At 39.0% G+C, this 23,323-nt stretch carries 18 protein-coding genes; 8 read left to right on the top strand and 10 right to left on the bottom strand.

Going from position 1 to position 23,323, the window contains the following annotated elements:
• Window positions 1-2: 2 nt before the first annotated feature.
• From CXF74_RS12185 to CXF74_RS12170, 4 genes are all read right to left on the bottom strand, one after another.
• Window positions 3-185, bottom strand: coding sequence for a Trm112 family protein (locus tag CXF74_RS12185; RefSeq protein ID WP_198552845.1), 183 nt, complete (start codon window positions 183-185; stop codon window positions 3-5).
• Complete coding sequence (gene lpxK / locus CXF74_RS12180) at window positions 182-1,168, bottom strand: tetraacyldisaccharide 4'-kinase (protein WP_101082718.1); 987 nt, start codon at window positions 1,166-1,168, stop codon at window positions 182-184. The genes CXF74_RS12185 and lpxK overlap by 4 nt, the downstream gene beginning before the upstream one ends.
• The gene (gene msbA, locus CXF74_RS12175) at window positions 1,168-2,919 is read right to left on the bottom strand and encodes a lipid A ABC transporter ATP-binding protein/permease MsbA (RefSeq protein ID WP_101082717.1); all 1,752 of its coding nucleotides are present in this window, start codon (window positions 2,917-2,919) and stop codon (window positions 1,168-1,170) included. Before msbA ends, lpxK begins: the two co-directional genes overlap by 1 nt.
• Window positions 2,920-2,987: 68 nt before the next feature.
• On the bottom strand, window positions 2,988-5,366 hold the full coding sequence (locus tag CXF74_RS12170; protein WP_232772511.1) for a DNA internalization-related competence protein ComEC/Rec2: 2,379 nt from the start codon (window positions 5,364-5,366) through the stop codon (window positions 2,988-2,990).
• Between the two features lie 40 nt (window positions 5,367-5,406).
• On the opposite strand from CXF74_RS12170, the gene CXF74_RS12165 reads away from it, so the two are divergent.
• Complete coding sequence (locus CXF74_RS12165) at window positions 5,407-5,916, top strand: DUF2062 domain-containing protein (RefSeq protein ID WP_101082716.1); 510 nt, start codon at window positions 5,407-5,409, stop codon at window positions 5,914-5,916.
• 98 nt (window positions 5,917-6,014) lie between these two features.
• Entirely contained in the window at window positions 6,015-6,653 is a 639-nt protein-coding gene (locus tag CXF74_RS12160; RefSeq protein WP_101082715.1) for an outer membrane beta-barrel protein, read from the top strand.
• 69 nt (window positions 6,654-6,722) lie between these two features.
• Here the strand turns inward: CXF74_RS12160 and aqpZ are convergent, their stop codons facing one another.
• Window positions 6,723-7,427: an aquaporin Z gene (gene aqpZ / locus CXF74_RS12155; protein WP_101082714.1), complete on the bottom strand. Its 705-nt coding sequence runs from the start codon at window positions 7,425-7,427 to the stop codon at window positions 6,723-6,725.
• Window positions 7,428-7,598: 171 nt separating this feature from the next.
• Between aqpZ and CXF74_RS12150 the strand changes: the two genes are divergently transcribed.
• Genes CXF74_RS12150 through CXF74_RS12135 form a run of 4 tightly spaced genes read left to right on the top strand, consistent with a single transcriptional unit; the run spans window position 7,599 to window position 14,519 of the window.
• Window positions 7,599-8,432: a CheR family methyltransferase gene (locus tag CXF74_RS12150; RefSeq protein ID WP_232772510.1), complete on the top strand. Its 834-nt coding sequence runs from the start codon at window positions 7,599-7,601 to the stop codon at window positions 8,430-8,432.
• Complete coding sequence (locus tag CXF74_RS12145; RefSeq protein ID WP_101082713.1) at window positions 8,365-8,991, top strand: chemotaxis protein CheB; 627 nt, start codon at window positions 8,365-8,367, stop codon at window positions 8,989-8,991. Before CXF74_RS12150 ends, CXF74_RS12145 begins: the two co-directional genes overlap by 68 nt.
• A 1-nt stretch (window position 8,992) precedes the next feature.
• Window positions 8,993-10,303: a hybrid sensor histidine kinase/response regulator gene (locus CXF74_RS12140; protein WP_101082712.1), complete on the top strand. Its 1,311-nt coding sequence runs from the start codon at window positions 8,993-8,995 to the stop codon at window positions 10,301-10,303.
• 34 nt (window positions 10,304-10,337) lie between these two features.
• On the top strand, window positions 10,338-14,519 hold the full coding sequence (locus CXF74_RS12135) for a response regulator (protein ID WP_101082711.1): 4,182 nt from the start codon (window positions 10,338-10,340) through the stop codon (window positions 14,517-14,519).
• Between the two features lie 58 nt (window positions 14,520-14,577).
• Here CXF74_RS12135 and CXF74_RS12130 read toward each other — a convergent pair whose 3' ends face one another.
• The 5 genes from CXF74_RS12130 to carA all read right to left on the bottom strand — a co-directional run bounded on the left by CXF74_RS12130 (window position 14,578) and on the right by carA (window position 20,587).
• A complete protein-coding gene (locus CXF74_RS12130) occupies window positions 14,578-15,015 on the bottom strand; it encodes a DUF411 domain-containing protein (RefSeq protein ID WP_101082710.1) in 438 nt (145 codons plus the stop codon).
• Between the two features lie 49 nt (window positions 15,016-15,064).
• Window positions 15,065-15,385, bottom strand: a complete 321-nt coding sequence (locus CXF74_RS21965; RefSeq protein WP_157822398.1) for a hypothetical protein — start codon at window positions 15,383-15,385, stop codon at window positions 15,065-15,067.
• Window positions 15,386-15,427: 42 nt separating this feature from the next.
• A complete protein-coding gene (locus CXF74_RS12125; protein WP_101082709.1) occupies window positions 15,428-15,934 on the bottom strand; it encodes a DUF3087 domain-containing protein in 507 nt (168 codons plus the stop codon).
• Between the two features lie 131 nt (window positions 15,935-16,065).
• The gene (carB, locus tag CXF74_RS12120; protein WP_101082708.1) at window positions 16,066-19,299 is read right to left on the bottom strand and encodes a carbamoyl-phosphate synthase large subunit; all 3,234 of its coding nucleotides are present in this window, start codon (window positions 19,297-19,299) and stop codon (window positions 16,066-16,068) included.
• A gap of 139 nt (window positions 19,300-19,438) precedes the next feature.
• Window positions 19,439-20,587 carry a glutamine-hydrolyzing carbamoyl-phosphate synthase small subunit gene (gene carA, locus CXF74_RS12115; protein ID WP_101082707.1) on the bottom strand — a complete coding sequence of 383 codons (1,149 nt, stop codon included), beginning with the start codon at window positions 20,585-20,587 and terminating at the stop codon, window positions 19,439-19,441.
• A gap of 530 nt (window positions 20,588-21,117) precedes the next feature.
• Between carA and CXF74_RS12110 the strand changes: the two genes are divergently transcribed.
• On the top strand, window positions 21,118-22,575 hold the full coding sequence (locus tag CXF74_RS12110) for an aminoacyl-histidine dipeptidase (protein ID WP_101082706.1): 1,458 nt from the start codon (window positions 21,118-21,120) through the stop codon (window positions 22,573-22,575).
• 181 nt (window positions 22,576-22,756) lie between these two features.
• Window positions 22,757-23,311 (top strand): prepilin-type N-terminal cleavage/methylation domain-containing protein, encoded by a 555-nt coding sequence (locus tag CXF74_RS22875; RefSeq protein WP_101082705.1) that lies wholly within the window; start codon window positions 22,757-22,759, stop codon window positions 23,309-23,311.
• Window positions 23,312-23,323: the final 12 nt, after the last annotated feature.

Here is a 23,323-nt window from a genome sequence, read left to right as displayed (position 1 = left end):
GATTAAATCTCCTCGTCAGCCGTTATTGTGCGTGCTCGCACTGCTAACAATGCAGGAATTCCGTCAACAACAGGGTAAGCAAGGTGATCAAATTTACAGATAAGTTCATTGGTTTCTTTTTTAAAGCCCAGCTTTCCTTTACAGATTGGACAAGCAATGATGTCCAGTAATTTTACATCGATCATTTTAATTCCTTAATTTTTTGTAATAATTCATTTTTAAACGTATCTGGCAACTGTGCATTAATCGGTAAATACCACCAGTTGGGTAATGCAAATTGAAGGCATTTCACTGCATCTTTTTCAGTCATTAATAACGGTAACTGGCTTTCAAATTGCTCAAAGTCAGTGGCTTTAAATGCATGATGATCAGCAAATGGCACCTGCTTAGCTAATTGGTAATGCTGAGATTGTAAGCTGTTGAAAAAACGTTGCGGATAACCGATGGCCGCGCAGGCATTTACTTTACTTAGTTTAGGTAAACGTGCAGCTCTGCCATCAACCGCTTTACAAGCTTGCGGTTGTAATAACATGGTAATTTCATTATCCGCTTGTTCGCCGTTATTGATAATAAAATCAACCTCTTTCAAACGCGACAATGGCTCTCTTAAAGGCCCCATTGGCATCAATCTTTGATTACCAAAACGACGTTTACCATCAACCACTGCTATTTCAATATCACGGGCTAATGCATAGTGCTGCAGGCCATCATCACTGATAATAATATCAACATCACAATGTTTGCTTAAATGGCGCGCGGCTCTGACACGTTTCGGGTCAACAACAATCGGTATCTGCAAACGCTTAAACAGCATCACAGGTTCATCGCCTGCTTCACTTCCCTCGGTTTCATTAGTTAATAACAGAGGATAAAGCGCGCCTTTGCCACCGTAACCTCGACTAACGATACCGGGTTTGTAACCCTCTTTAATGAGCATTTCACAAAGCCAAATAGCAAAAGGCGTTTTGCCATTGCCACCCACGGAAATATTACCCACAATGATCACAGGCAAACGTACGCCATTCTTTTTATACGCGTTTTTTTGCACATTTTTTTGAATGCTTCGCTGTAAAAAAAATCGGCGTATTGTACTGATGACAAAAAGTAACTGAGCTAATGGGTAGAATAACCAAGCCCACCAGCGTAACGGTTGATACCAAAAATTCATTACAGATCACCTGAGGCTTGTAACTTGCTTAACGTATGATAAATCGATTTTTTCTCTAATAACTCAGCATGTGTCCCTGATTCAACAACCACGCCTGCATCCACCACCAATATTTTATCAGCATGTTCAATCGTTGAAAGGCGATGCGCAATCACAATCGAGGTACGGTTCTTTTGTAACTCATCAAGTGCACTTTGAATATGACGCTCTGATTCAGTGTCTAACGCGGACGTTGCTTCATCTAAAATGAGTATTGGCGCGTCACGTAATAATGCACGGGCGATTGCTAAGCGCTGACGTTGTCCACCAGAAAGCAATGCACCGTTTTCACCAATGATGGTATCTAACCCCTCAGGGAAGCCATTGATAAACTCCATTGCATGGGCTGTTTCAGCCGCTTTAATGATGTCTTCTCGGTTATATTTATCCGTGGCAGCATAAGCAATATTGTTCGCAATGGTATCGTTAAAGAGATGCACGTTTTGCGAAACAACCGCGACCTGATCGCGTAATGAGCTTAATGTGTAATCATTAATATTAACGCCATCAATTTTTATAGCGCCAGAATCAATATCGTAAAAACGTGTTAATAAGTTAGCAATGGTTGATTTACCAGATCCTGAGCGCCCGACAAGGGCAAAGGTTTGTCCGGCTTTAAGATTAAAACTAACATTCTTTAAAGCAGGTTTATCAGCACTTGGGTAAGTAAATATAATGTTATCAAGCTCAATATCACCTTTAACACGTTTAACCGAGACTGTGCCTTCATCTTTAGCAACGGTTTTATCTAACATGGTAAACAGGCTTTTACTGGCTGCGATACCTTTTTGTATTTCATTGTTAACTTGAGTAATATTTTTTATTGGCTTCATTAAGCCCATCATGGCACTGATAATAACCACAAATTTACCAGGTGATAAGGTTTCCATAATTTCAGGGAATGTTGCAAGAAATAAGACAAATGCCAGCGCAAATGAAGCTATCGTTTGAATAATTGGCACGCTTATCGCGTTAGCACTGGCCATCTTCATATTTTGAGTACGTACGGTATTACTTACACTATCAAACTTTTTGTTTTCAACGTGTTGGCCACCAAACATCAATACTTCTTTATGGCCTTTTAACATCTGCTCTGACGACGTGGTCACTAGACCCATTGCATTTTGTAGATTTTTACCAATTTTACGAAAACGCTTACTAACAATGCTAATCGCAATACCCACAAAAGGCGCGACAACAAAAAAGACTAACGATAACTGCCAGCTTTGATAAAACATCATTGCCACTAACCCAATCAACAATGCGCCTTCGCGGAATATTTTAACTAATGCGTTACTGGCAGCATTAGAAACTTGGCTCGCGTCATAGGTGATTTTGGAGATAAGATCGCCGGTATTAGTTTTATCAAAAAAGCTAATGGGCAGTGCCATTAATTGACCAAACAATTGACGTTGTAGTTTCATAACAACATGATTACCAACCCATGCCATGCAATAAGAACTTAAAAAGGCAAATACCCCACGAAATGCGATCACAATCACCACAAAATAAGGCATCATTTTTAAAATGCTTGGGTCTTGTCCGGTAAGGCCATTATCTAATAATGGTTGCAGTGACCAGATAAGTAACATATCAACGCCTGCATAACCAATCATACCAATGATGCCAACAAACAGTGCCAGTTTATAATCCGTTACGTAACCAATAAGGCGTTTAAAAATTTGTATGCCATCGTTTTCGTTATTTGTCATCTGTACTTCCAATTAAGGTTTGAATAAGGTGCCGATTCATCTTGCTACTCATGTTTCTATTAATATTGCTAAGGCAGAAAAGCTTGATGATACCAATATGGGGCAAGATCTTCTCTAAATGTTTTTATCTTAATAGCTTGCGCGGATATTTGAAAGCGGATCAAGCCACTTAAACCACTATTAAATGTTTTAACTGATTGTTTTTGATAACGTGCGGTCACTTCCTCAGATGGAAATCCCCAATGATTCATAAATCCAGCGCTGAAGACAACCCACCTCGGCGAAACCGCTTGAATGAATGGCTCACTGGATGAATAACGACTACCGTGGTGTGGCGCCAATAAAATATCACTACTGAGTTGATGTGCGATTTCTTTCACTAATAAGGTTTCCTGTTTTTTACCAATGTCCCCGGTTAACAATAACCTACGTTTACCGTCGCTAATACGTAATACACAGGAGTTATTATTATTATTTGCAGTCACTGCTTGCGGCGATAACACATCAATCGATAAACCACCCAACAACCATTTTTGACCTCGAATACATTGTTTGAAAGTATATTGACTGTCTAACGGCTCCCCTGCCCAGCGATTCTCTATAATAACTTTTGAAGCGATAAGTTCAGCGCCTCCAGCATGGTCGTTATCACTGTGGCTAATCACCAAATGATCTAATTTTTTTATGCCAAGAGAAAGTAAATAAGGCGAAATTTCACTATCAACCATGTTAAACCCAGACGCATAACGCGCGCCTGTGTCATAAAGTAATGTTTCATTTCCACTACGTACCAACACTGCTAAACCTTGCCCTACATCTATGATGTCAACATACCAGTGTTCATTACTTACGGAGGGTTTTAGACTGATTAGGCATATAACAAACACGCTAAATAGGTAACTTATTTTTCGTCGTTCAGCGCCTTGGAAATGAGAAATAAACAAGACAAGTAGTACGGCGAAAATGATGATCATTATCTTTTGGTCGATTACAGAGTAAAGCTGGTAACTTTCACTGGCAAATACCGTCACATAAAAGAACATCGAAATAAGCGTTTCACAAAGCTGAAAAATCATTAAGGCGAATGGACTATAAAGCAGTGTTAATAATGATGCAGATAAAGTTAATGGAATGATAATCAGCGAGAAAAGAGGCACGGCAATGAGGTTCACTATTATTGAACCTAAACTTATTCCCGAAAAACTCACTAATTGAATGGGTAACATTAAAAAAGTTAACCCTAACTGTAAAAGAAAGAGTAGTTTTATGTACTTGATAACCTTTATTTTAAGCAGTGGCGCTTGGTTATCTGTTTTGTCAGGCGCATTAAAAGGGAACATCCAAAGTAACAACAAAATAATCGCCACCGCAAAAAAGGATAACCATAAACTGACACTTAATACCGCTAACGGATCCCAGAGAAGCACTGTAAATAATACCAATAATAAAATATCCACCTTAAAACATTTTCGTTTTAAGGAAAAAACGATCACCGCCACCATCAACATAAGGAAGGCGCGTTGGGTCGGGAGAGAAAAACCCGCCAAATAAGCATAACCCCACGCCCCCATCAGTGCAGTCACATTTATCAAACGTAATGAGCACCAGCCCAGTAAACGAGGGCTTAACAATCGTTTATAAATAGATTGTGACAACAGATACGCAGCAGAGAATAACAAACCAATATGTAAGCCTGAGATAGCAAACAGATGTGAAATACCCAGGTTTCTAATGATCTGTTTTTGCTCAAAAGAAATTAAAGATTTATCGGCAAAAGAGAGCGCCAACAGTAAACCTTGGTGATTTAGATTATCCGTATTGTGTTTGACCGCCTCATAAAATCGAGCACGTATATTACGATTGCCATTAACTACTTCTATGTGTTTTCTTATCGTCGCTTGGTAAGCCACATGTTCTGAATAAGCCCACTTTTGTCGGTCAAAACCGCCTGGGTTTGCACGCCCATAAACGGGTTTAAAGCGCACCTTAAATCGTTGTATCTGCCCTGCTTGTAAATTAATATCAGGCTTATACCAGCGCATCTCGAGGAGCGGGGTATAATTTAAGTGTTCTGCATCAAGCGCAATTAATTTAGCCTTAAAATATCCACGGTTATTATCACTAATTAATGAAACAATTTGTACATCTATGGTATGGTCTTGGCCATCAACAACGGCCTGTAAAGCATTTTTATTCACTATTTGTGTTGAAGGAAATGGCTGACCTGTTAATGTTAAATTCGCATAAACAGTAAAATAGACCGCGGTGACAGGAATGACGGCGAGAATACGTAGTTGAGGTACTAATAGTAAAACCAGTGTTATAATGGTGGCTATCAGTAACAACGGACTTTCCAACAACTGTGACCAGAAAAGTGTTGAACTAAAAACAAAAATTGATAGCAATAAAGCAATACGCATAGGTTTCTCGAAAGTTATCATCCACATTCATTTACCCTTTTGCAATTTACAAGAGCCACCTAATTATATGCCTAAAAAATTTATTCAACGTTTCTCTCCAAAACCAGAAACCTTAAAAAATCACCCACACCTAAAACATTTAGGTCAGGCGCTTCAGAACCCTAACTTATGGCACCTTAACCGACGAAGTGCTGCCGGCGCAGTGGCTGTTGGATTTTTTTGTGCGTGGATGCCAATCCCCTTTCAAATGTTACTGGCCTCCGCATTAGCGATGATCTTTTGTGTAAACTTACCGCTTTCCGTTGCCTTAGTGTGGTTATCTAACCCTATTACTATGCCACCACTTTTTTATGGCGCTTATCGTTTAGGCGCTTATATCTTAGATGAACCTTTAGTTGAATTTAATTTTGAGCTGTCTTTTCATTGGCTGGCGAATATGTTTGAAACTATTGCTCCCGCGTTATTACTAGGTAGCTTTATATTAGGCGTGATTAGTGCTACTTGTGGTTATTTTTTATTACGTGTTTTCTGGCGCTTTAATATTGCAAAAAAATGGCGACGTCGTAATAAACGCTAGATTTGTTAAGTCCTTCTAATATTCATTGCTTATTGATCGTCATTGGTTATTTTTTCAGTTACGATCTAAGCAATTGAACTTAATTAATGGACTAATCAATGAAAAACATCAAACAAGTCATCAGCGTAATTTCACTTGCCACACTGCCCTTATCTAGTTTTGCAACACCAGTACCTGTTGATGATTTCATTGCTATTAGTGCTTATTTAGGCGAACGTTTTAGTGACGATTTAAAAGATACAGAAACGGGACAAAAAGCAGACATAGATAATAACTTCGCACAGGCACTCGCACTTTCTTGGTATTACGGAAGTAATACGGAAGGTGAACTCTTCTATAGTAATTCAAAGCATGACTTCAGCATGTCAGGCTCAAACCCCAGCGATAAAAATGTATCAACAGATATCTATATAAGTTACCTGCATTTTGGTGGTCGCGTTAATTTCGTTAATGAAACACCTTTCTCAACGAGTATTGGTTTAGGCATTGGTGCAACCTTCTTTGTTCCTGATGATAACCAATACGATAATGATGTCGCTTTATCAGGCAGCATTACTGGTGGTGTACGCTATGAGTTAAACGACCAATGGGCGTTAAAAGCAGATTTACGTGTATACGGTACGGTATTAAAAAACGACAGTTCACTGTTCTGTGGGGATAATGAGTGTCTTGTTAAGTTAGATGGCGAGGTATACGTTCAAACAGACTTAATGGCCGGTGTAGAATATAAATTCTAATAGCTAGTACGAATCTAAACGTAAAAAAAACAGCGCATAAAGCGCTGTTTTTTTGTGTCAAAATTTCATTTATTCTTCAGCTTCAAACCATTTGTAAACCAATCCGGCTAATATCGCGCCTACGATCGGTGCAACCCAAAATAACCACAGCTGAGAAACAGCCCAGTCACCTTGGAATATTGCAACAGCAGTACTACGCGCAGGATTTACTGAGGTATTAGTAACAGGAATACTAATCAAGTGAATAAGCGTTAAGCCTAAACCAATAGCGATAGGCGCAAAACCTGCAGGAGCACGTTTATCCGTAGCACCTAAAATAATGATTAAAAACATAAAGGTCATTACAATTTCAGTCGTTAATGCAGCCACTAGTCCATAACCATCTGGAGAGTGTGCACCAAAACCATTCGATGCAAAGCCTGCTGTTGCGTCAAAACCGACTTTACCACTCGCGATCAGATATAAAACAGCCGCGCCTGCAATACCACCTAATACTTGAGCAAAGATATAAGGTACCAATTCAGCTTTCGGGAATCGTCCACCAATAAACAGACCCACTGAAACCGCAGGGTTAAGGTGACAGCCAGAAATATGCCCAATTGCATATGCCATGGTTAATACAGTTAAACCAAATGCCAGTGAAACACCAACAAAACCAATACCTAGCTCAGGGTAACCAGCAGCCAAAACAGCACTACCACAACCGCCTAAGACTAAGACTAACCAAAATGTACCGATAAATTCAGCACCTAACTTTTCCTTAGTTTTAAATATTAATGTTTAATATTAGTTATTTACTATCAAACTTATAGAACACCAGCGCGTTTATAGCAATTTACCATGACAAATACGAGACATATCAAAATTATGATAAAAAATGTATAAAAAACCCTCATAAAAATAAACGTTTAACTATAGTAATAAAGGCTATTTAGGGAGAACAGATTGATAAAGCAACTTGATCTACAACACTTTGAGATAAACCAACTACTAGACGCTATTTATTTTCGTTATGGTTACGACTTTCGCGATTATGCAAGGGCGTCTTTAGAGCGAAAAATTTTGCATCGCGTTAACCTCTCTAAACTGCAAAACATCTCAGAGATGAGTCAAAAAATATTGCATGATCCCAGTTTTTTTAATCTCTTTTTAAAAGATATGTCAGTCACTGTGACCGAAATGTTTCGTGACCCCTATGTATTCAAAAAATTAGAAAAGACCGTTTTCCTACAATTAAAAACCTATTCTCGCGTTAACATCTGGCATGTAGGCTGTGCAACAGGTGAAGAAGCCTATTCAATGGCCATACTGTTACATGAAAACGATTTACTCAAACACACTCGAATTTATGCCACAGACTACAATAACCACTCTTTAGATATTGCCAAAAAAGGCATCTATCACCAAGATAAAATAGCTGAGTATAGTCAGAATTATATTCATGCAGGGGGAAAATCTAAACTGAGTGATTATTACACTGTGCAGGATCAATTTGTCACTTTTAACCCATCTTTAAAAGAACATATAACATTTGCTAATCATAACTTAATGAAAGATCAGGTTTTTGCGCAAATGCATTTGATTTTATGCCGTAATGTCCTGATCTACTTTAACGCGACGTTACAAAATAGAGTATTAAAATTATTCACAGAAAGCTTAGTGCACCGTGGTTTTTTAGTCTTGGGTGATAAAGAGAGCTTGGAGTTTAATAATGAAAAAGAATCCTTTGAAAACATTGCCAAAAAAGAGCGGATTTATCAACACAAAGCCAATCTATAAAGCCCTAGTGATTGGGGTATCAGCGGGTGGGCTTAAAGCATTAACGGCGCTTATTCCTGCTCTGCCTAAAGATTTCCCACTCGCGATTATTATCGTACAACATAGAAAACACGAAACAGACGACTATCTTGTACCCTATTTAAACGACTTAAGCGAAATGAGCGTCACAGCGGCAACAATAGGCGCCCCGTTAGTCGCAGGTTTTGTCTATATTGCTCCCTCAGGATACCACTTGCTCGTTGAGCGTGATTGTACCTTTAGTCTCAGTATTGATACTCGGGTTAACTATTCAATCCCTTCCATCGATGTCTTATTTGACTCAGCCGCTATCTGTTATCAAGAACAATTAATTGGTCTAATTCTGACTGGAGCAAATCACGATGGCAGTCTCGGATTAAAAAACATAAATTTATATCGTGGGCTATCATTAGTGCAACAACCAGCGACAGCAGAGTACGCAGCCATGCCACTAGCGGCGATTGAAGCATCTCAAATAGACCATATTATCCCTTTAAACGATATTGCTAATTTTCTCACCACGTTAGTTATGAGTAGGTAAAATGGAAAAAATATTCAGTAAAATTCTTATTGTTGATGATGAACCCAATAACCATCGCGTTTACGAGCGCACGTTAGAATCATTAAATTTAGAGTTTGTAAAAGTATTATCAGGACAACAAGCACTCGCTGTTGCACATCGTCACGACTTTTTCCTTATTTTAATGGATGTGCAGATGCCTGAAATGGATGGCTTTGAAACGGCATCATTATTACTCGATCATCCTAAAACCTCTCATATCCCTATTATATTTATTACCGCATTTGATAGAGACGAAAGCTTTGAATTTAAAGGTTATGCCAGTGGCGCCGTCGATTATTTAGTCAAACCGATTAACGACGATATTCTTAATAGTAAAGTAAACGTTTTTTTAGAACTTTTTCTCGAAAGAAAAAAACTTGAACAGGCCTGCGAAACACGTCAAAAAGCAGAAAATGAATTACGAACACATAAAAACAATCTAGAAATCATCGTCAAAGAACGCACCAAAGAATTACAAAGTTCATTAACAGAATTAATTGATACACAAAACAAATTAGTTGAAACAGAAAAAATGGCCTCTCTAGGCCGACTCGTTGCAGGTATCGCTCACGAACTTAATACACCAATCGGTATTTGTGTCACCGCAGCATCTTATCTCGAAAACGATGCGCAAGAGCTTCAAAACACCATTAAAGACGGCACAATTAGAAAAAGTAAATTAGATGAATTCTTAAACTCTGCAATTCAGGCATCAGCCCTGTTACTCAATAACCTTGAGCGAGCGGCGGCACTTATTGGCAACTTTAAACTCATTGCGGTGGATATCAGTAGCGATATGATTCGTGATTTCAATTTATTTGAATACCTTGAAAGTACAGTGGATAGCTTGCAACCCGCCCTTAAACACACACAAATAAAAATTTCCTTAAGCGGTGACAAAACATTAGAAATTAAAGCTTGTCCTGGTAGCATTTCACAAATTATTACCAATTTTGTCATGAACTCACTATTACATGCTTTTGATGATGGCTTAAGTGGTGAAATAAGCATTCACCTATCTCTGGGAAATGAAAAAATACTGATCACCTATAAAGACGATGGTGTGGGTATGAGCGAGGAAGTTAAAGCCCTTATTTTTGAACCTTTTTTTACTACTAAGCGCGCCACAGGAGGCAGTGGACTCGGCCTTTCTATTGTTTATAACCTTATTAGTCAAAATCTGGGTGGGGAAATCAACTGTGAGAGCGAGATAGGTGAAGGTACCACCTTTCAAATATCATTCCCTTCTTCGATGCAAGTAACAGCGCTTACTTTACCCGATAATGAATAATTCAACTTACTGATATTTTAAAGGAATTATAGACATGACTTTAACGATAGGTAAAAAAATCAGCCTTGCTTTCTCGGCAATTTTGCTTTTAATTATTACCATGGGTATCACCGTTTATACTTTAAACTCAAGTATCCAACTCTCCTCTGAGGAAATTGGCAACGATGATGTACCTGGCGTAATTCTATATTTGCAAATCCTTGATGAAATAGGCGATTTACACAGTAATGTCGTCGAATATAGCACCGGGGAAATTGATGAAGTTGACGATTTTTATCAGAATTATGAAGAGTTCAAGAATTATTTTTTGCAATTAAAACCTTTAGAATCAAACTCTCAATCTGAAATTGATAAAATGGATCGGATAGAGCTGCTCGTCGATAGTTATGTAAAGGATATTACTGAGCAAGTATTTGAAAAATATGACCCACTGGACGAGAGCTGGGCAAAAAAGATTGTTGATGAGCTTGAACATAAGCAAGGCGCTGAATTAGAACAATTATTAGACTCATTAAAAGATCAAGAATTTGCTGAAGCATTAACCGCAACGAGCATTGAAGAAGCAGTACAAGATGATCTGCCTGGTGTCCGTTATTACCTTGAATTGGTTGATGAATCCGGTGATATGCTCGCTTCATTAAGCGAATATGTCGGGGGTGAAAGTGATGAAGAAGAAGAGTTTAGAGGTAATGCAGAAGATTTCGCTCGCTACTTTAATTTACTTGAGCCCTTAGAAAAAAAGCCTACTGAAATCCGTGACCTTATCACTATCAACCGCCTCTATAACGATATAATACGCACAGCCGGTGCTGTTTTTCGTCGTTATGATCCCGATAGCCGTACTAACGCTTTAAACATCATTGATAAACTTGAACACAATGTTATTAATGAGCTAGAAAAAATCCTTGATAGCTCCTCTTTAGAAGAAAAAAATGATGCAGAGAGTGCGCTGCACAAGTTATCAGAAACGTTAAACACTGTTAATGCTGTGATTATTTTTCTTACGTTGATGTCACTGCTGATTGGTGCAGTAATAAGCTACTGGATAACTAATACCATACTTCGCGCTGTCGGTGGCGAGCCTACTGTGATTGAAGAGATGGCCAACGAAGTGGCAAAAGGTAACATTAACCAAGAATATAGTACCAACAAGCACGATCAAACGGGTATCTATGCGGCCTTACAATCGATGATCGAAGCGTTACGATTTAAAGTCGAGATGACGGAAAAAATTGCACAGGGTGATCTCAGTTCAGATATAAAGCTCGCCTCTAAACAAGATAGCTTAGGCATTGCGTTGAATAGAATGCAGCTAAATTTTAAAGAGATGGTGGAACAAGCGAATGCCTTTGCTACCGGTGATTATAAAAGCCAAATTTCCCCACGATCTCAGCAGGATGAATTTGGTATTGCGCTTTCACACATGATGCAACAAGTAACAGATAGGAATAGCCAAGTTGAAGCACAGAGTTGGTTAAAAACACAAGTTGTCAAAATTGGTAAGCTTTCCCAGGGCGTTGATGACATACAAAAAATGGCACAGCAACTTATCAGTGAATTAGCGAATATTTTACAAGCAGGACACGTCGCTTTTTACCTGCTAGAAGAACAAGATAAGGATAGTGACACTGATTATTATAAGTTATTAGCCAGTTACGCTTATGTCGAACGTAAAAACATCTCTAATCGTTATGCAGAAGGTGAAGGATTAATAGGCCAGTGTGCATTAGAAAAACACACGATATTACTCACCAATGTACCCGATGATTATATCCAGATCAGTTCTGGTCTGGGTGAGAAAAAACCGTTTAATATTATGGTTATGCCTATTTTATTTGAAAATAACTGTATTGCAGTGATAGAAATAGCAAGCTTCCAACACTTTACTGAAAACCAAATGGAGTTTCTAAATCAATCCATTGTCAATTTGGGCATCACCATGAACAGCTTGATTGGACGAAAACGTATTGTCGAGCTATTGCAACAATCACAAAGCCAAACCGAAGAACTACAAAGTCAATCTGAAGAGTTACGTGCTACCAACGAAGAGTTAGAACAAAAAGCGAATAAGTTGAATCTGCAATCCAATGCTCTGCAATCTGCCAATAAAGATCTAGAAGACAAAAAAGACGCGCTTGAAACGAAACAGCGAGATATTGAACTTAAAAACCAACAGATAGAAGAAAAAGCACAAGAACTCACCATTGCGAGTAAATATAAATCTGAGTTTTTAGCCAATATGTCTCATGAATTACGTACCCCACTGAACAGCCTGCTATTGCTTGCCAAAGGGCTTGCAGGTAATAAGAAAGGCAATTTAACCCCTGTACAGGTTGAAGATGCAAGAGTGATTTATGATGGAGGTAATAGCCTATTAACGCTCATTAATGACATCATGGACCTTTCGAAAGTAGAAGCGGGCAAACTGACTATCCATAATGAGCCAGTCTCTTTAGAGCTATTAACACGCAACCTAACAAAAATGTTTAACCCTATTGCCGATGATAGAGGATTAAACTTTTTAATCAAAATAGCCGACGATATTAAAAGCAGTTTCAGCAGTGACAGTTTACGTGTTGAACAAATATTGCGTAACTTGCTGTCTAACGCGATGAAATTCACTCCTCAGGGCGACGTTATCCTATCCATTGAAAAACCTAATGCAGAACTGAGTTTTAGCCATAGTGAACTTGATGCGCTTAATTGCATTGCATTTGCAGTCATTGATACAGGCATTGGTATTCCTGAAGATAAACAACGTGCCATCTTTGAAGCATTTCAACAGGAAGACGGCACGACCAGTCGAAAATATGGAGGCACTGGTTTAGGCCTTACTATTGCAAGAGAGCTAAGCCGTTTATTAGGAGGAGAAATTCACCTCGCCAGTACACTCGGAGAAGGTAGCCAATTTACGCTTTACCTTTCAGCTGAATTATTACAAAAAGAACCCCCTTCTTTTGTGCAAATAGATGCAATTCCAGAGCCCCCAACAAAAGCAACAGAGTTCGCAGAAGAAACCATCAATGATGATAGAAATAACCTCACCTCAAATGACAGCACTTTGCTGATTATCGAAGACGATCCACTGTTTATCAAAATAGTACGTAATCTTGCACAGCAACATGGTTATAAATGTTTATTAGCGAACGAAGGTAGTAGCGCGATTCAACTTGCTCAGCAATATCAACCAGACGGTATTATTTTAGATATAGGCTTGCCTGGACTTGATGGTTTCCAAGTCATCAACCAACTTAATAGCCATAGCGAAACACGCCACATTCCAGTTCAAGTCATATCAGGACATACGCAAGAAAAACCTAAAATACTGTCATTAGGCGCGATTGGATTTTTAAGTAAACCAGTAGAAGAACAACAATTACAAGCGGTGTTTAAAAAGATAAAGAAATTAACCGAGAGTGAAACACGCCATATATTATTAGTTGAAGACGATGTAGGTAACCAAAAAGCCACCGCGCAATTACTTGAGAACGACAATATTAAAATCAAAAGTGTTGCAACAGGCAAAGCAGGGTTAGAAGAAATTATCAGCGAACAATATGACGCGATCATCCTTGATCTTGGTTTACCTGATATGAGTGGTTTTGAATTATTAAAAGCCGTTGATGACAGTGAATTGAAAAACATCCCGCCTATTATTATCTATACGGGACGAGAAATTAGTGAAAAAGAACAAAAAGAGTTAGATCAATACTCGGCTTCTATTGTTATTAAAGGTGTCGGCTCTGCTGAGCGTTTAGAGGATGATTTATCTCTCTTTTTACACCAAGCAGATAAAAAAATTAAACAGGAGGTTAACCTCGTACACGATGAAGTCGCCCTGTTGAAAGAGAGAAAGGTATTACTCGTTGATGATGATATGCGTAACTGTTACGCCCTTTCAAAAATGTTAATGGAGATCGGAATTGTTGTTGAGCTTGCAGAGAATGGTAAAGAAGCGATTACACTATTGGAGCAATCTAAAGACTTTGAATTAATATTGATGGATACCATGATGCCCGTAATGGATGGTAATAAGGCCACTGCACTTATTAGGCAGATGGACCATTACAAAAATATTCCTATTATTGCCCTTACTGCTAAAACGATGCCAGAAGACAAAGAAAAATGCCTGCAAGCCGGAGCGTCTGAATATATAACCAAACCCGTAGACTTTGATAACCTAGTGTCTATTATGCGGATTTGGCTATTTGCTTAAAAATAAGTGTGCTAATAAATCTACGAATAAGGGCGCTAATAGTGAGCGCCTTTATTTATTATTTCATATTATATTCGCTATAAACCGATTTTTTTCCATCTTCACGAAATGCAATCACTTGGTAAGGGTCACTATTTCCTGGTACATCCATACCCGGTGAAGAAGCTGGCATACCTGGTACTGCAAGCCCTGCAACAGCAGGTTTCTCACGTAATAAACGCTTAATATCTTTAACTGGCACATGCCCTTCAATTGCGTAACCATCTACAATAGCCGTATGGCAAGAAGTTAGCTCAGGCGTAATACTATGCTCTTTGCGCAGTTGATTATTATTCGCTTGTTCAACGACTGTGACGTTAAAGCCCGCTTCCTCAACTTGCTCTGCCCATGCGGTACAACAACCGCAGTAAGGAGACTTATAAATGGTCAGGTTAGTGGCGAACGCTGCTGTTGTAAAAAAAGAGAGGCTTAATATTAATAATTTTAATTTTTTCATTGGAGTTTTCCTATTTTAGGTTTTATTAAATGTAATTTTCTGTCAATGGTTATTTAAAAAGTAACAAAATAGGAGGTCGATAAAATACGCTTTGTACACCCAGTAAAACAGGTTGTTCATGTTGAAGGTAAGCAGTCCGATGAGAAATACCAACAGCGGTTATATTGCTAACCTCTTCAAAATAAAAAGAAGTAAAAGTATGGCTTACACAACATTGGTGAGCAGACTCAGTGCAACTCATTACATCTGAGCAGTATTCACTGATATGAGATGAATCAGTCGTTAATGTTAGATTGTCATTATTTGGCGCAGAAATAGCCGGCGCTATTACAAACAGAAACAGTGACAAAAGTGTAATTAATTTATTCATATTAACGATATTAATCTATACCCAAGGGTTAACGTCAACGGCTTAAAAAGCGTTTAATAAAGTGCGCTTGTATTGCGTTATATCTAAGCTCACATCGTACTTAACTAATAGTTCATCCAGCTCGCGTTGGCTCTTATCTAAACTATTCAAGGTAATGGTATTATCATCTAACGTCCACAATTGGCGAGACCCTGTGTAACTAAACTGCAAAGCGAGCATAGCGTTAGTATCGCCCATTTTTGCAGCTTGCTTTAATTTTCTTATTTTACGTCCAATCAAGTTAAGCGCTTGTTTTAATCGCCAAACATACAACACTTCGTATAAAAAAGGGTCGTCTTTTTTAACTTTGAACATAATAGCGATGATTGCAACACTGACCACCACACCGAGTAGATTCCAATGAAAGTGTGTACCTTCTTGCGCTGGAAACAAAGCAATCAGTAACTGCGCAATGCCTAAGCTACCTAAAGCCAGAACACTTATACAAATAACGATGACAATATTAAAGTGACGACGATAACGGGTTTTATCAATCTCAATAATTAGCATTATTTTCCTTAAAAAATAGAACCTAGCCTAAAACATTTTTCCAATTTAAAGCAAGGTAAATAAAACAAACAAAAAAGGCTACCTAATTACTTAGGTAGCCTTTGCATAGATTATAAATATAAACTAATTGACTAGTTTACAATACGACTATGTAATTCTTGCACAGAGTTAACCGTTGCTTCAGGTGCAGTCGGATCAGCAGTATGTGCCTGACACGTTGCTAATGCACCGTTTAACGTCGTTGTGTAGTTTACTTTGTAACGTAATGCGGCACGACGTAATTGACGAGAATCTTCAATGGCAACACGACCTTCCGTAGTATTAACAATGTATTTGTACTCAGAGTTTTTAATACGGTCTAGTGTGTGTGGACGGCCAGCCGCTACTTTGTTTACGTGGCGCGCAGTAATGCCCGCTTCTTGTAAAACAGCTAACGTGCCATCTGTTGCATCAATAGTGTAACCCAGGTCGATTAAGTTTTTAGCCAGTTTAGCAACACGTTTTTTATCGCTGTTACGCACAGAGATTAATACACGGCCAATTTCAGGCACTTCTTTAGTCGAACCAAGCTCTGCTTTTGCGTAAGCTTCAGCAAAAGTATTACCAACGCCCATTACTTCGCCAGTTGAACGCATTTCCGGACCTAAGATTGGGTCAGAGCCAGGGAATTTGTTAAACGGTAAAACTACTTCTTTAACGCTGTAGTATGGTGGGATAACTTCTTTAGTCACGCCTAACTCTTTCAGCGTTTTACCCGCCATCACACTTGCACCAATTTTAGCAATTGGTACGCCCGTCGCTTTAGATACAAACGGTACAGTACGTGCAGCACGAGGGTTTACTTCAATCATGTAAACTTCGTTATCTTTAACAGCAAGCTGTGTATTCATCAGACCAACAACACCTAATTCTAGTGCTAGTGCTTTGATGTATCCACGCATTTCGTCTTGGATTTCAGCGCTTAATGTGTAAGCAGGTAATGAACATGCAGAGTCACCCGAGTGAACCCCCGCTTGCTCGATATGCTCCATGATTGCGCCGATAACAACATCAGTACCGTCACAGATTGCATCGATATCAACTTCGATTGCATCATCTAAGAAACGGTCAAGAAGAACAGGTGATTCGTTAGAAACACTGACCGCTTCTTTAAAGTAACGACGTAAATCAGTTTCGTCATATACGATTTCCATTGCACGACCACCGAGCACGTACGAAGGACGTACTACTAACGGGTAACCGATACGCTTAGCAGATTCAACCGCTTGCTCAGTCGTTGTTACTGTGTCATTTTCTGGTTGTTTAAGACCTAAACGCTCAACCACTTGTTGGAAACGTTCACGGTCTTCTGCGCGGTCAATCGCTTCTGGTGAAGTACCAATGATTGGTACACCAGCAGCTTCAAGAGCACGTGCTAATTTAAGTGGTGTTTGACCACCGTATTGCACGATCACGCCTTTGGGTTTTTCAAGACGTACGATTTCAAGTACATCTTCTAATGTAATTGATTCGAAGTATAAACGGTCAGACGTATCGTAATCTGTAGAAACAGTTTCAGGGTTACAGTTAACCATGATTGTTTCGTAACCATCTTCGCGCATTGCTTGAGCTGCATGTACACAACAGTAATCGAATTCAATACCTTGACCGATACGGTTAGGACCACCACCGATAATCATGATTTTTTCATTATCAGTTGGGTTAGACTCACACTCTTCATCGTAAGTAGAGTACATGTAAGCAGTATCAGACGAGAACTCAGCAGCACATGTATCAACACGTTTGTATACTGGGTGTAACTTGAATTTTTCACGTAGTTTACGTACTTCAGTTTCAGAAATACCTACTACCGTTGCGATACGGCTATCAGCAAAACCTTTACGCTTAAGACGTTTAAGGCAAGCGTGATCTAATGAGCGTAAACCGCCTTCTGCTAATTTTTTCTCTTCTAAGATGAGATCTTCAATTTGCACTAAGAACCAGTTATCGATCATCGTGATGTCATGAATTTCATCCATGGTCATACCTAAACGGAATGCATCACCGATGTACCAAATACGTTCTGCACCGGCTTCACGTAATTCGTATAATACTTTTTCTTTAGCAGCAATAGGATCGGCAAGATCAACCATTGGGCTAAAACCATCAGCGCCAACTTCTAAGCCACGAAGTGCTTTTTGAAGTGATTCTTGTTGGTTACGGCCAATCGCCATTACTTCACCAACAGATTTCATCTGTGTCGTTAAGCGGCTGTTTGAGTTAGCAAATTTCTCGAAGTTAAAACGAGGAATCTTAGTAACAACGTAATCGATAGTAGGCTCAAATGATGCTGGTGTTTTACCCCCAGTGATATCATTTTGCAATTCATCTAATGTGTAACCGATTGCTAATTTAGCAGCGATTTTAGCAATTGGGAAACCCGTTGCTTTAGAGGCTAATGCAGATGAACGTGATACACGTGGGTTCATTTCAATGAGAACCATACGGCCGTCAGCTGGGTTAATACCAAACTGCACGTTAGAACCACCTGTTTCAACACCAATCTCACGTAATACTGCAATCGATGCGTTACGCATTAATTGGTATTCTTTGTCCGTTAATGTTTGTGCTGGTGCAACGGTAATTGAGTCACCGGTATGAATACCCATTGGGTCAAAGTTTTCAATCGCACAAACAATGATACAGTTATCATTTTTGTCGCGAACCACTTCCATTTCGTATTCTTTCCAACCGATTAATGATTCATCGATTAAGATTTCGCTTGTTGGAGAAAGATCAATACCGTTTGAACAGATATCATCAAATTCTTCTTTGTTGTACGCGATACCACCGCCAGTTCCACCCATAGTGAATGAAGGACGGATAATACAAGGAAAACCAACCATGTCTAAAACAACGTAAGCTTCTTCCATGTTGTGTGCAAAACCAGCACGTGGACATTCAAGTCCAATGTTTTTCATTGCAGCATCAAAGCGGCTACGGTCTTCTGCTTTATCAATTGCGTCAGCAGTTGCGCCAATCATTTCAACGTTGTATTTAGCTAAAATACCTTTTGATTCAAGCTCTAGCGCACAGTTAAGCGCTGTTTGGCCACCCATTGTTGGTAATACTGCACAAGGGCGCTCTTTCGCGATAATTTTTTCTACAACATCAACGTGAATTGGCTCGATGTATGTTGCATCAGCCATTTCTGGATCGGTCATAATAGTTGCTGGGTTAGAGTTAACCAGTACAACACGGTAACCTTCTTCTTTTAATGCTTTACAAGCTTGGGCGCCTGAGTAGTCAAACTCACAGGCTTGTCCGATAACAATCGGACCCGCACCAATAATTAGGATAGTTTTTATGTCATTACGTTTTGGCATCTGAAATTTACCTTTCTATTTTTTGTTCTTTGCTTAGGAATCGTTACAAAACAACTTGCGATAAATTGTTTCCAAAAAGCCTAAAATGACTGGCTATTTTAAAAACAAAAGCGCAAGTGATGTTGAAGCCAATCTTTAACTAAGCGTTTTTATACTGTTCAATCAAATCAATGAAGTGATTAAATAATGGTGCTGCATCATGTGGACCCGGGCTTGCTTCTGGGTGACCTTGGAAACTAAATGCGGCTTTATCAGTACGATGAATACCTTGTAGAGAACCATCAAACAATGAAACGTGAGTTGCACGTAGATTCTTTGGTAAGCTCTTTTCATCAGCAGCAAAACCGTGATTCTGTGCAGTAATCATCACTACGTTACGGTCTAAGTCTTTAACCGGGTGGTTAGCACCATGATGACCAAATTTCATTTTCACTGTTTTTGCACCACTTGCTAATGCAAGTAACTGGTGACCTAAACAGATACCAAATACTGGAATATCAGTTTTTAGAATTTCTTGAATTGCAGTGATTGCATAAGTACATGGTTCTGGATCACCAGGGCCATTAGACAGGAAGATACCATCTGGATTTAATGCAAGTACTTCAGCAGCGGTTGTTTGTGCTGGTACCACTGTTAATTTACAGTCACGGTCAGCAAGCATGCGTAAGATGTTACGTTTAACACCGAAGTCATAAGCGACAACGTGGTATTTACCTTCACCAGTGTGCTCTGGTAAACCGCCCGTTAATGTCCAGCTACCTTGTGACCATTCGAAAGATTCTTTCGTTGTCACTTCTTTCGCTAAATCCATGCCTTTAAGGCCAGGGAATGCTTTAGCTTGTGCAAGTGCGCTTTCTACGTCAAGGTTTTCGCCAGCATCTTTTACTGCAACAATACAACCTGCTTGTGCGCCTTTCTCACGTAAAACACGTGTTAGTTTACGCGTGTCAATCTCAGCAATACCAACCACGTTACGTGCTTTTAAGTAATCACTTAATGACGCTTGGTTACGGAAGTTGCTTGCAAGAAGCGGTAAATCGCGGATGACTAAACCACAAGCATGAATTGATGCAGATTCTTCATCTTCATCATTAGTACCTGTGTTGCCGATGTGAGGGTAAGTAAGTGTAACAATTTGGCGTGCGTAAGAAGGGTCAGTAAGAATTTCTTGGTAACCCGTCATTGACGTGTTAAATACAACTTCACCAACAGAACTTCCATCAGCGCCGATTGAGACACCCTCAAAAATAGTTCCATCTTCCAATACCAGTATGGCCGAATGACTCAAGATAACCTCCGTAAAAAACAATAAAAATAGATTTCGTGATGCAATTTTTACGATTTATTAACGGAAGAACACTCTATTTTCCCGCCAAATAATCATAAATTTTGGCAAATTCGCGATAGTTTATAGATCTTCCGCACAATTAACCAATCAAATCTCTGTTTTAGGGGAAATAAAGTGTGAAATAATAAAAAAGAAGAGTAAAAGCAAAAAATGGCTAATTTAATTAGCCATTTGGAGTGTTCTATGATTGTAAATTTTAGTGCGCTTAAGTTAAGAGAATACCTTCAAAAGACTTAATGTTGCTGGCAAAGTTGGGATAAGCATCACAACCACCATGCCTAAAAAATAACGAATTGAATATGGGTCTTTAAAATTTTCTTCTGACACGGTAGATTCCTTTAAGTAGCAAAAAATGTAGCAAACATAAAAACATTTATTGATGTAAATCAATTTTGCAAATCATACAGCAAGTAAAGTCAGCTAAACACCGATTAAAACTGTGGTTATCTCTTTTCCTTATAAGGCTCTCTATGCAACGTTTACAAGCAAGCTCAGCAAGTCCAATCTGGTCGTACTTCTCAACAATTTGTTCTATTCCGCATCCATCAAAACATGAACAGCAATTAGTTGATTGGATAAAAAACTGGGCCTCAGAAATCAATATCGACTGTGTGCAAGACGAAGTGGGTAACCTGATTCTAAGTAAACCAGCGTCAAAAGGTTATGAAGCAAAAACACCGGTTATTTTGCAAGCACACCTTGATATGGTGCCACAAAAAAATACTGACAGTGAGCATGACTTCGTCACTGATCCGATCAAAATGGTTATTGATGGAGAATGGCTAACAGCTGATAACACCACGTTAGGGGCTGATAACGGTGTGGGTATGGCAAGTAGTTTGGCAGTACTTGCGGATAATAGCTTGCAACATGGCCCGCTTGAAGTCTTATTAACCACCGATGAAGAAACCGGCATGACCGGTGCATTTGGTTTAAAGGCCGGTTCATTAAAGGGTAAGATATTAATTAATACCGATTCTGAGCAAGAAGGCGAACTTTACGTAGGCTGTGCTGGCGGTATCAATGTGAACATCGAGCTACCTTATGAAAAAATGGAGCCCGAAGTTGACAATGGCGCTTATAAAATAAGCTTAACAGGCCTTAAAGGCGGTCATTCAGGTTGTGATATTAACCTCGGCCGTGCGAATGCGATTAAAGAATTAGCCACTGTGCTGAATAATTTTGACGGGTTTCCCTTCCATATAGCCAGTTTAGAAGGCGGCAGTTTACGCAATGCGATTCCCCGTGAAGCCAATGCTGTAATTGTTTGCGATACACAATACAAAAACAGCTTAGAACTATTGATCAATACATTACAGGTAACACTGTTGGCTAAATACCAAGGTATTGAAGGGTCTTTACAGTTATCCGTTGAACAATGTGAACTACCAAGTGCTATTTTAACCATGGCCAGTCAAAGCGCTTTATTTGAAAGTTTACATCATTGTAATAATGGTGTTTTTGCAATGGATAGCCAGTTTTCAAACGTAGTAGAAACCTCGAGTAACTTGGGTGTTATCACGCAAAATAAAAGCGGAAAGTTATCTTTTAAGATGCAAGTACTGGTACGTTCACAGATTGAGCAAGACAAACAAAATGAAGCCGAGAGTATACAAGCACATTTTGAAGGCTACGGCGCAATGGTACGTAAAGATGGTAACTACCCTGGCTGGACACCTAATTCAAACTCAGACATCTACCAAGTGATGGAAAAACAATACATTGAACTGTTTTCTGAAAAGCCAAAAACCATGGTAATTCATGCAGGTCTTGAATGTGGGCTGTTTAGCGACCAATACCCTGATTGGGATATGATTTCTTTTGGACCTACTATTAATTTCCCGCACAGTCCGGACGAGAAAATCGAAATAGCTAGTGTTGATAAATATTGGGCGCTGCTAAAGGCGACATTAAAAGCGATTGATTAAAGATAAATAGACCAAGATTAATAAGGAGGCTACTCCTGCTTCTTTATTGATCTTTACACTCCCCTACAGAAAATGCCATCACCGGCCATTATTTTGTGATTACAATTAAGATACGCAACACTCTATATTATTCCAGTTGTGCTATGCTAATTGCACTTTTAGGGTGATTGCGAATAAAAACATGAAAAAACATAAACTAGTGGAATCTGGTTTTACATTAATTGAGCTGGTTATTGTCATCATTATTTTAGCTGTTTTGGCTGCTGTGGCCATTCCTAAATTTGTTGATTTATCCACCGAATCAAAAGTCACAACGTTAGAAACCGTGGCGGGAGCAATGCGTAGTGGATTAACGCTAGTACACAGTAAGGCGGCAATTCAAGGGAAAGACAAAGGACTACAAGAGATTGATTTTAATGGCACAACTCTCCCTGTTCTTAACGGATACCCTACAGTGGTAGCTAGAGGAACGTCTCAAAAAGAAATTAATAGGCAGTTGAAAGCTTGGTTATACATTGATGCAGTGGATAGTGGCACTAGAAAAAAAGAAGGCGACTCACCAACAACTACCTTCTATACCGACAAATATACGAGGCCAAATAATGGTAGCATGATAGCTATCTTCTTCAGTGAAGACTATTCCCGAATGAATCGGGGTAAATTAAAGTGCCAAATCAATTATCTTAATAATGGTGTTGATACTGCTACAGTCCTAATAAAAATGGAAGAATGTTAAACATACTCTTCC

The sequence above is a fragment of the Psychromonas sp. Urea-02u-13 genome (assembly GCF_002835995.1).
Classification (GTDB): Bacteria; Pseudomonadota; Gammaproteobacteria; order Enterobacterales; family Psychromonadaceae; genus Psychromonas.
This window is presented reverse-complemented; position numbering and strand designations above follow the sequence as displayed.

Bases quoted from the DNA above. Each gene is read 5' to 3' on its own strand.
- CXF74_RS12130 (WP_101082710.1), bottom strand. From the start codon at position 15,015: ATGAAAAAATTAAAATTATTAATATTAAGCCTCTCTTTTTTTACAACA.
- lpxK (WP_101082718.1), bottom strand. From the start codon at position 1,168: ATGAATTTTTGGTATCAACCGTTACGCTGGTGGGCTTGGTTATTCTAC.
- CXF74_RS12145 (WP_101082713.1), top strand. From the start codon at position 8,365: ATGAAAAAGAATCCTTTGAAAACATTGCCAAAAAAGAGCGGATTTATC.
- CXF74_RS12165 (WP_101082716.1), top strand. From the start codon at position 5,407: ATGCCTAAAAAATTTATTCAACGTTTCTCTCCAAAACCAGAAACCTTA.
- CXF74_RS12185 (WP_198552845.1), bottom strand. From the start codon at position 185: ATGATCGATGTAAAATTACTGGACATCATTGCTTGTCCAATCTGTAAA.
- msbA (WP_101082717.1), bottom strand. From the start codon at position 2,919: ATGACAAATAACGAAAACGATGGCATACAAATTTTTAAACGCCTTATT.
- CXF74_RS21965 (WP_157822398.1), bottom strand. From the start codon at position 15,385: ATGAATAAATTAATTACACTTTTGTCACTGTTTCTGTTTGTAATAGCG.
- CXF74_RS12110 (WP_101082706.1), top strand. From the start codon at position 21,118: ATGCAACGTTTACAAGCAAGCTCAGCAAGTCCAATCTGGTCGTACTTC.
- CXF74_RS12135 (WP_101082711.1), top strand. From the start codon at position 10,338: ATGACTTTAACGATAGGTAAAAAAATCAGCCTTGCTTTCTCGGCAATT.
- CXF74_RS12170 (WP_232772511.1), bottom strand. From the start codon at position 5,366: ATGTGGATGATAACTTTCGAGAAACCTATGCGTATTGCTTTATTGCTA.
- CXF74_RS12125 (WP_101082709.1), bottom strand. From the start codon at position 15,934: ATGCTAATTATTGAGATTGATAAAACCCGTTATCGTCGTCACTTTAAT.
- carB (WP_101082708.1), bottom strand. From the start codon at position 19,299: ATGCCAAAACGTAATGACATAAAAACTATCCTAATTATTGGTGCGGGT.
- CXF74_RS12140 (WP_101082712.1), top strand. From the start codon at position 8,993: ATGGAAAAAATATTCAGTAAAATTCTTATTGTTGATGATGAACCCAAT.
- CXF74_RS22875 (WP_101082705.1), top strand. From the start codon at position 22,757: ATGAAAAAACATAAACTAGTGGAATCTGGTTTTACATTAATTGAGCTG.
- CXF74_RS12160 (WP_101082715.1), top strand. From the start codon at position 6,015: ATGAAAAACATCAAACAAGTCATCAGCGTAATTTCACTTGCCACACTG.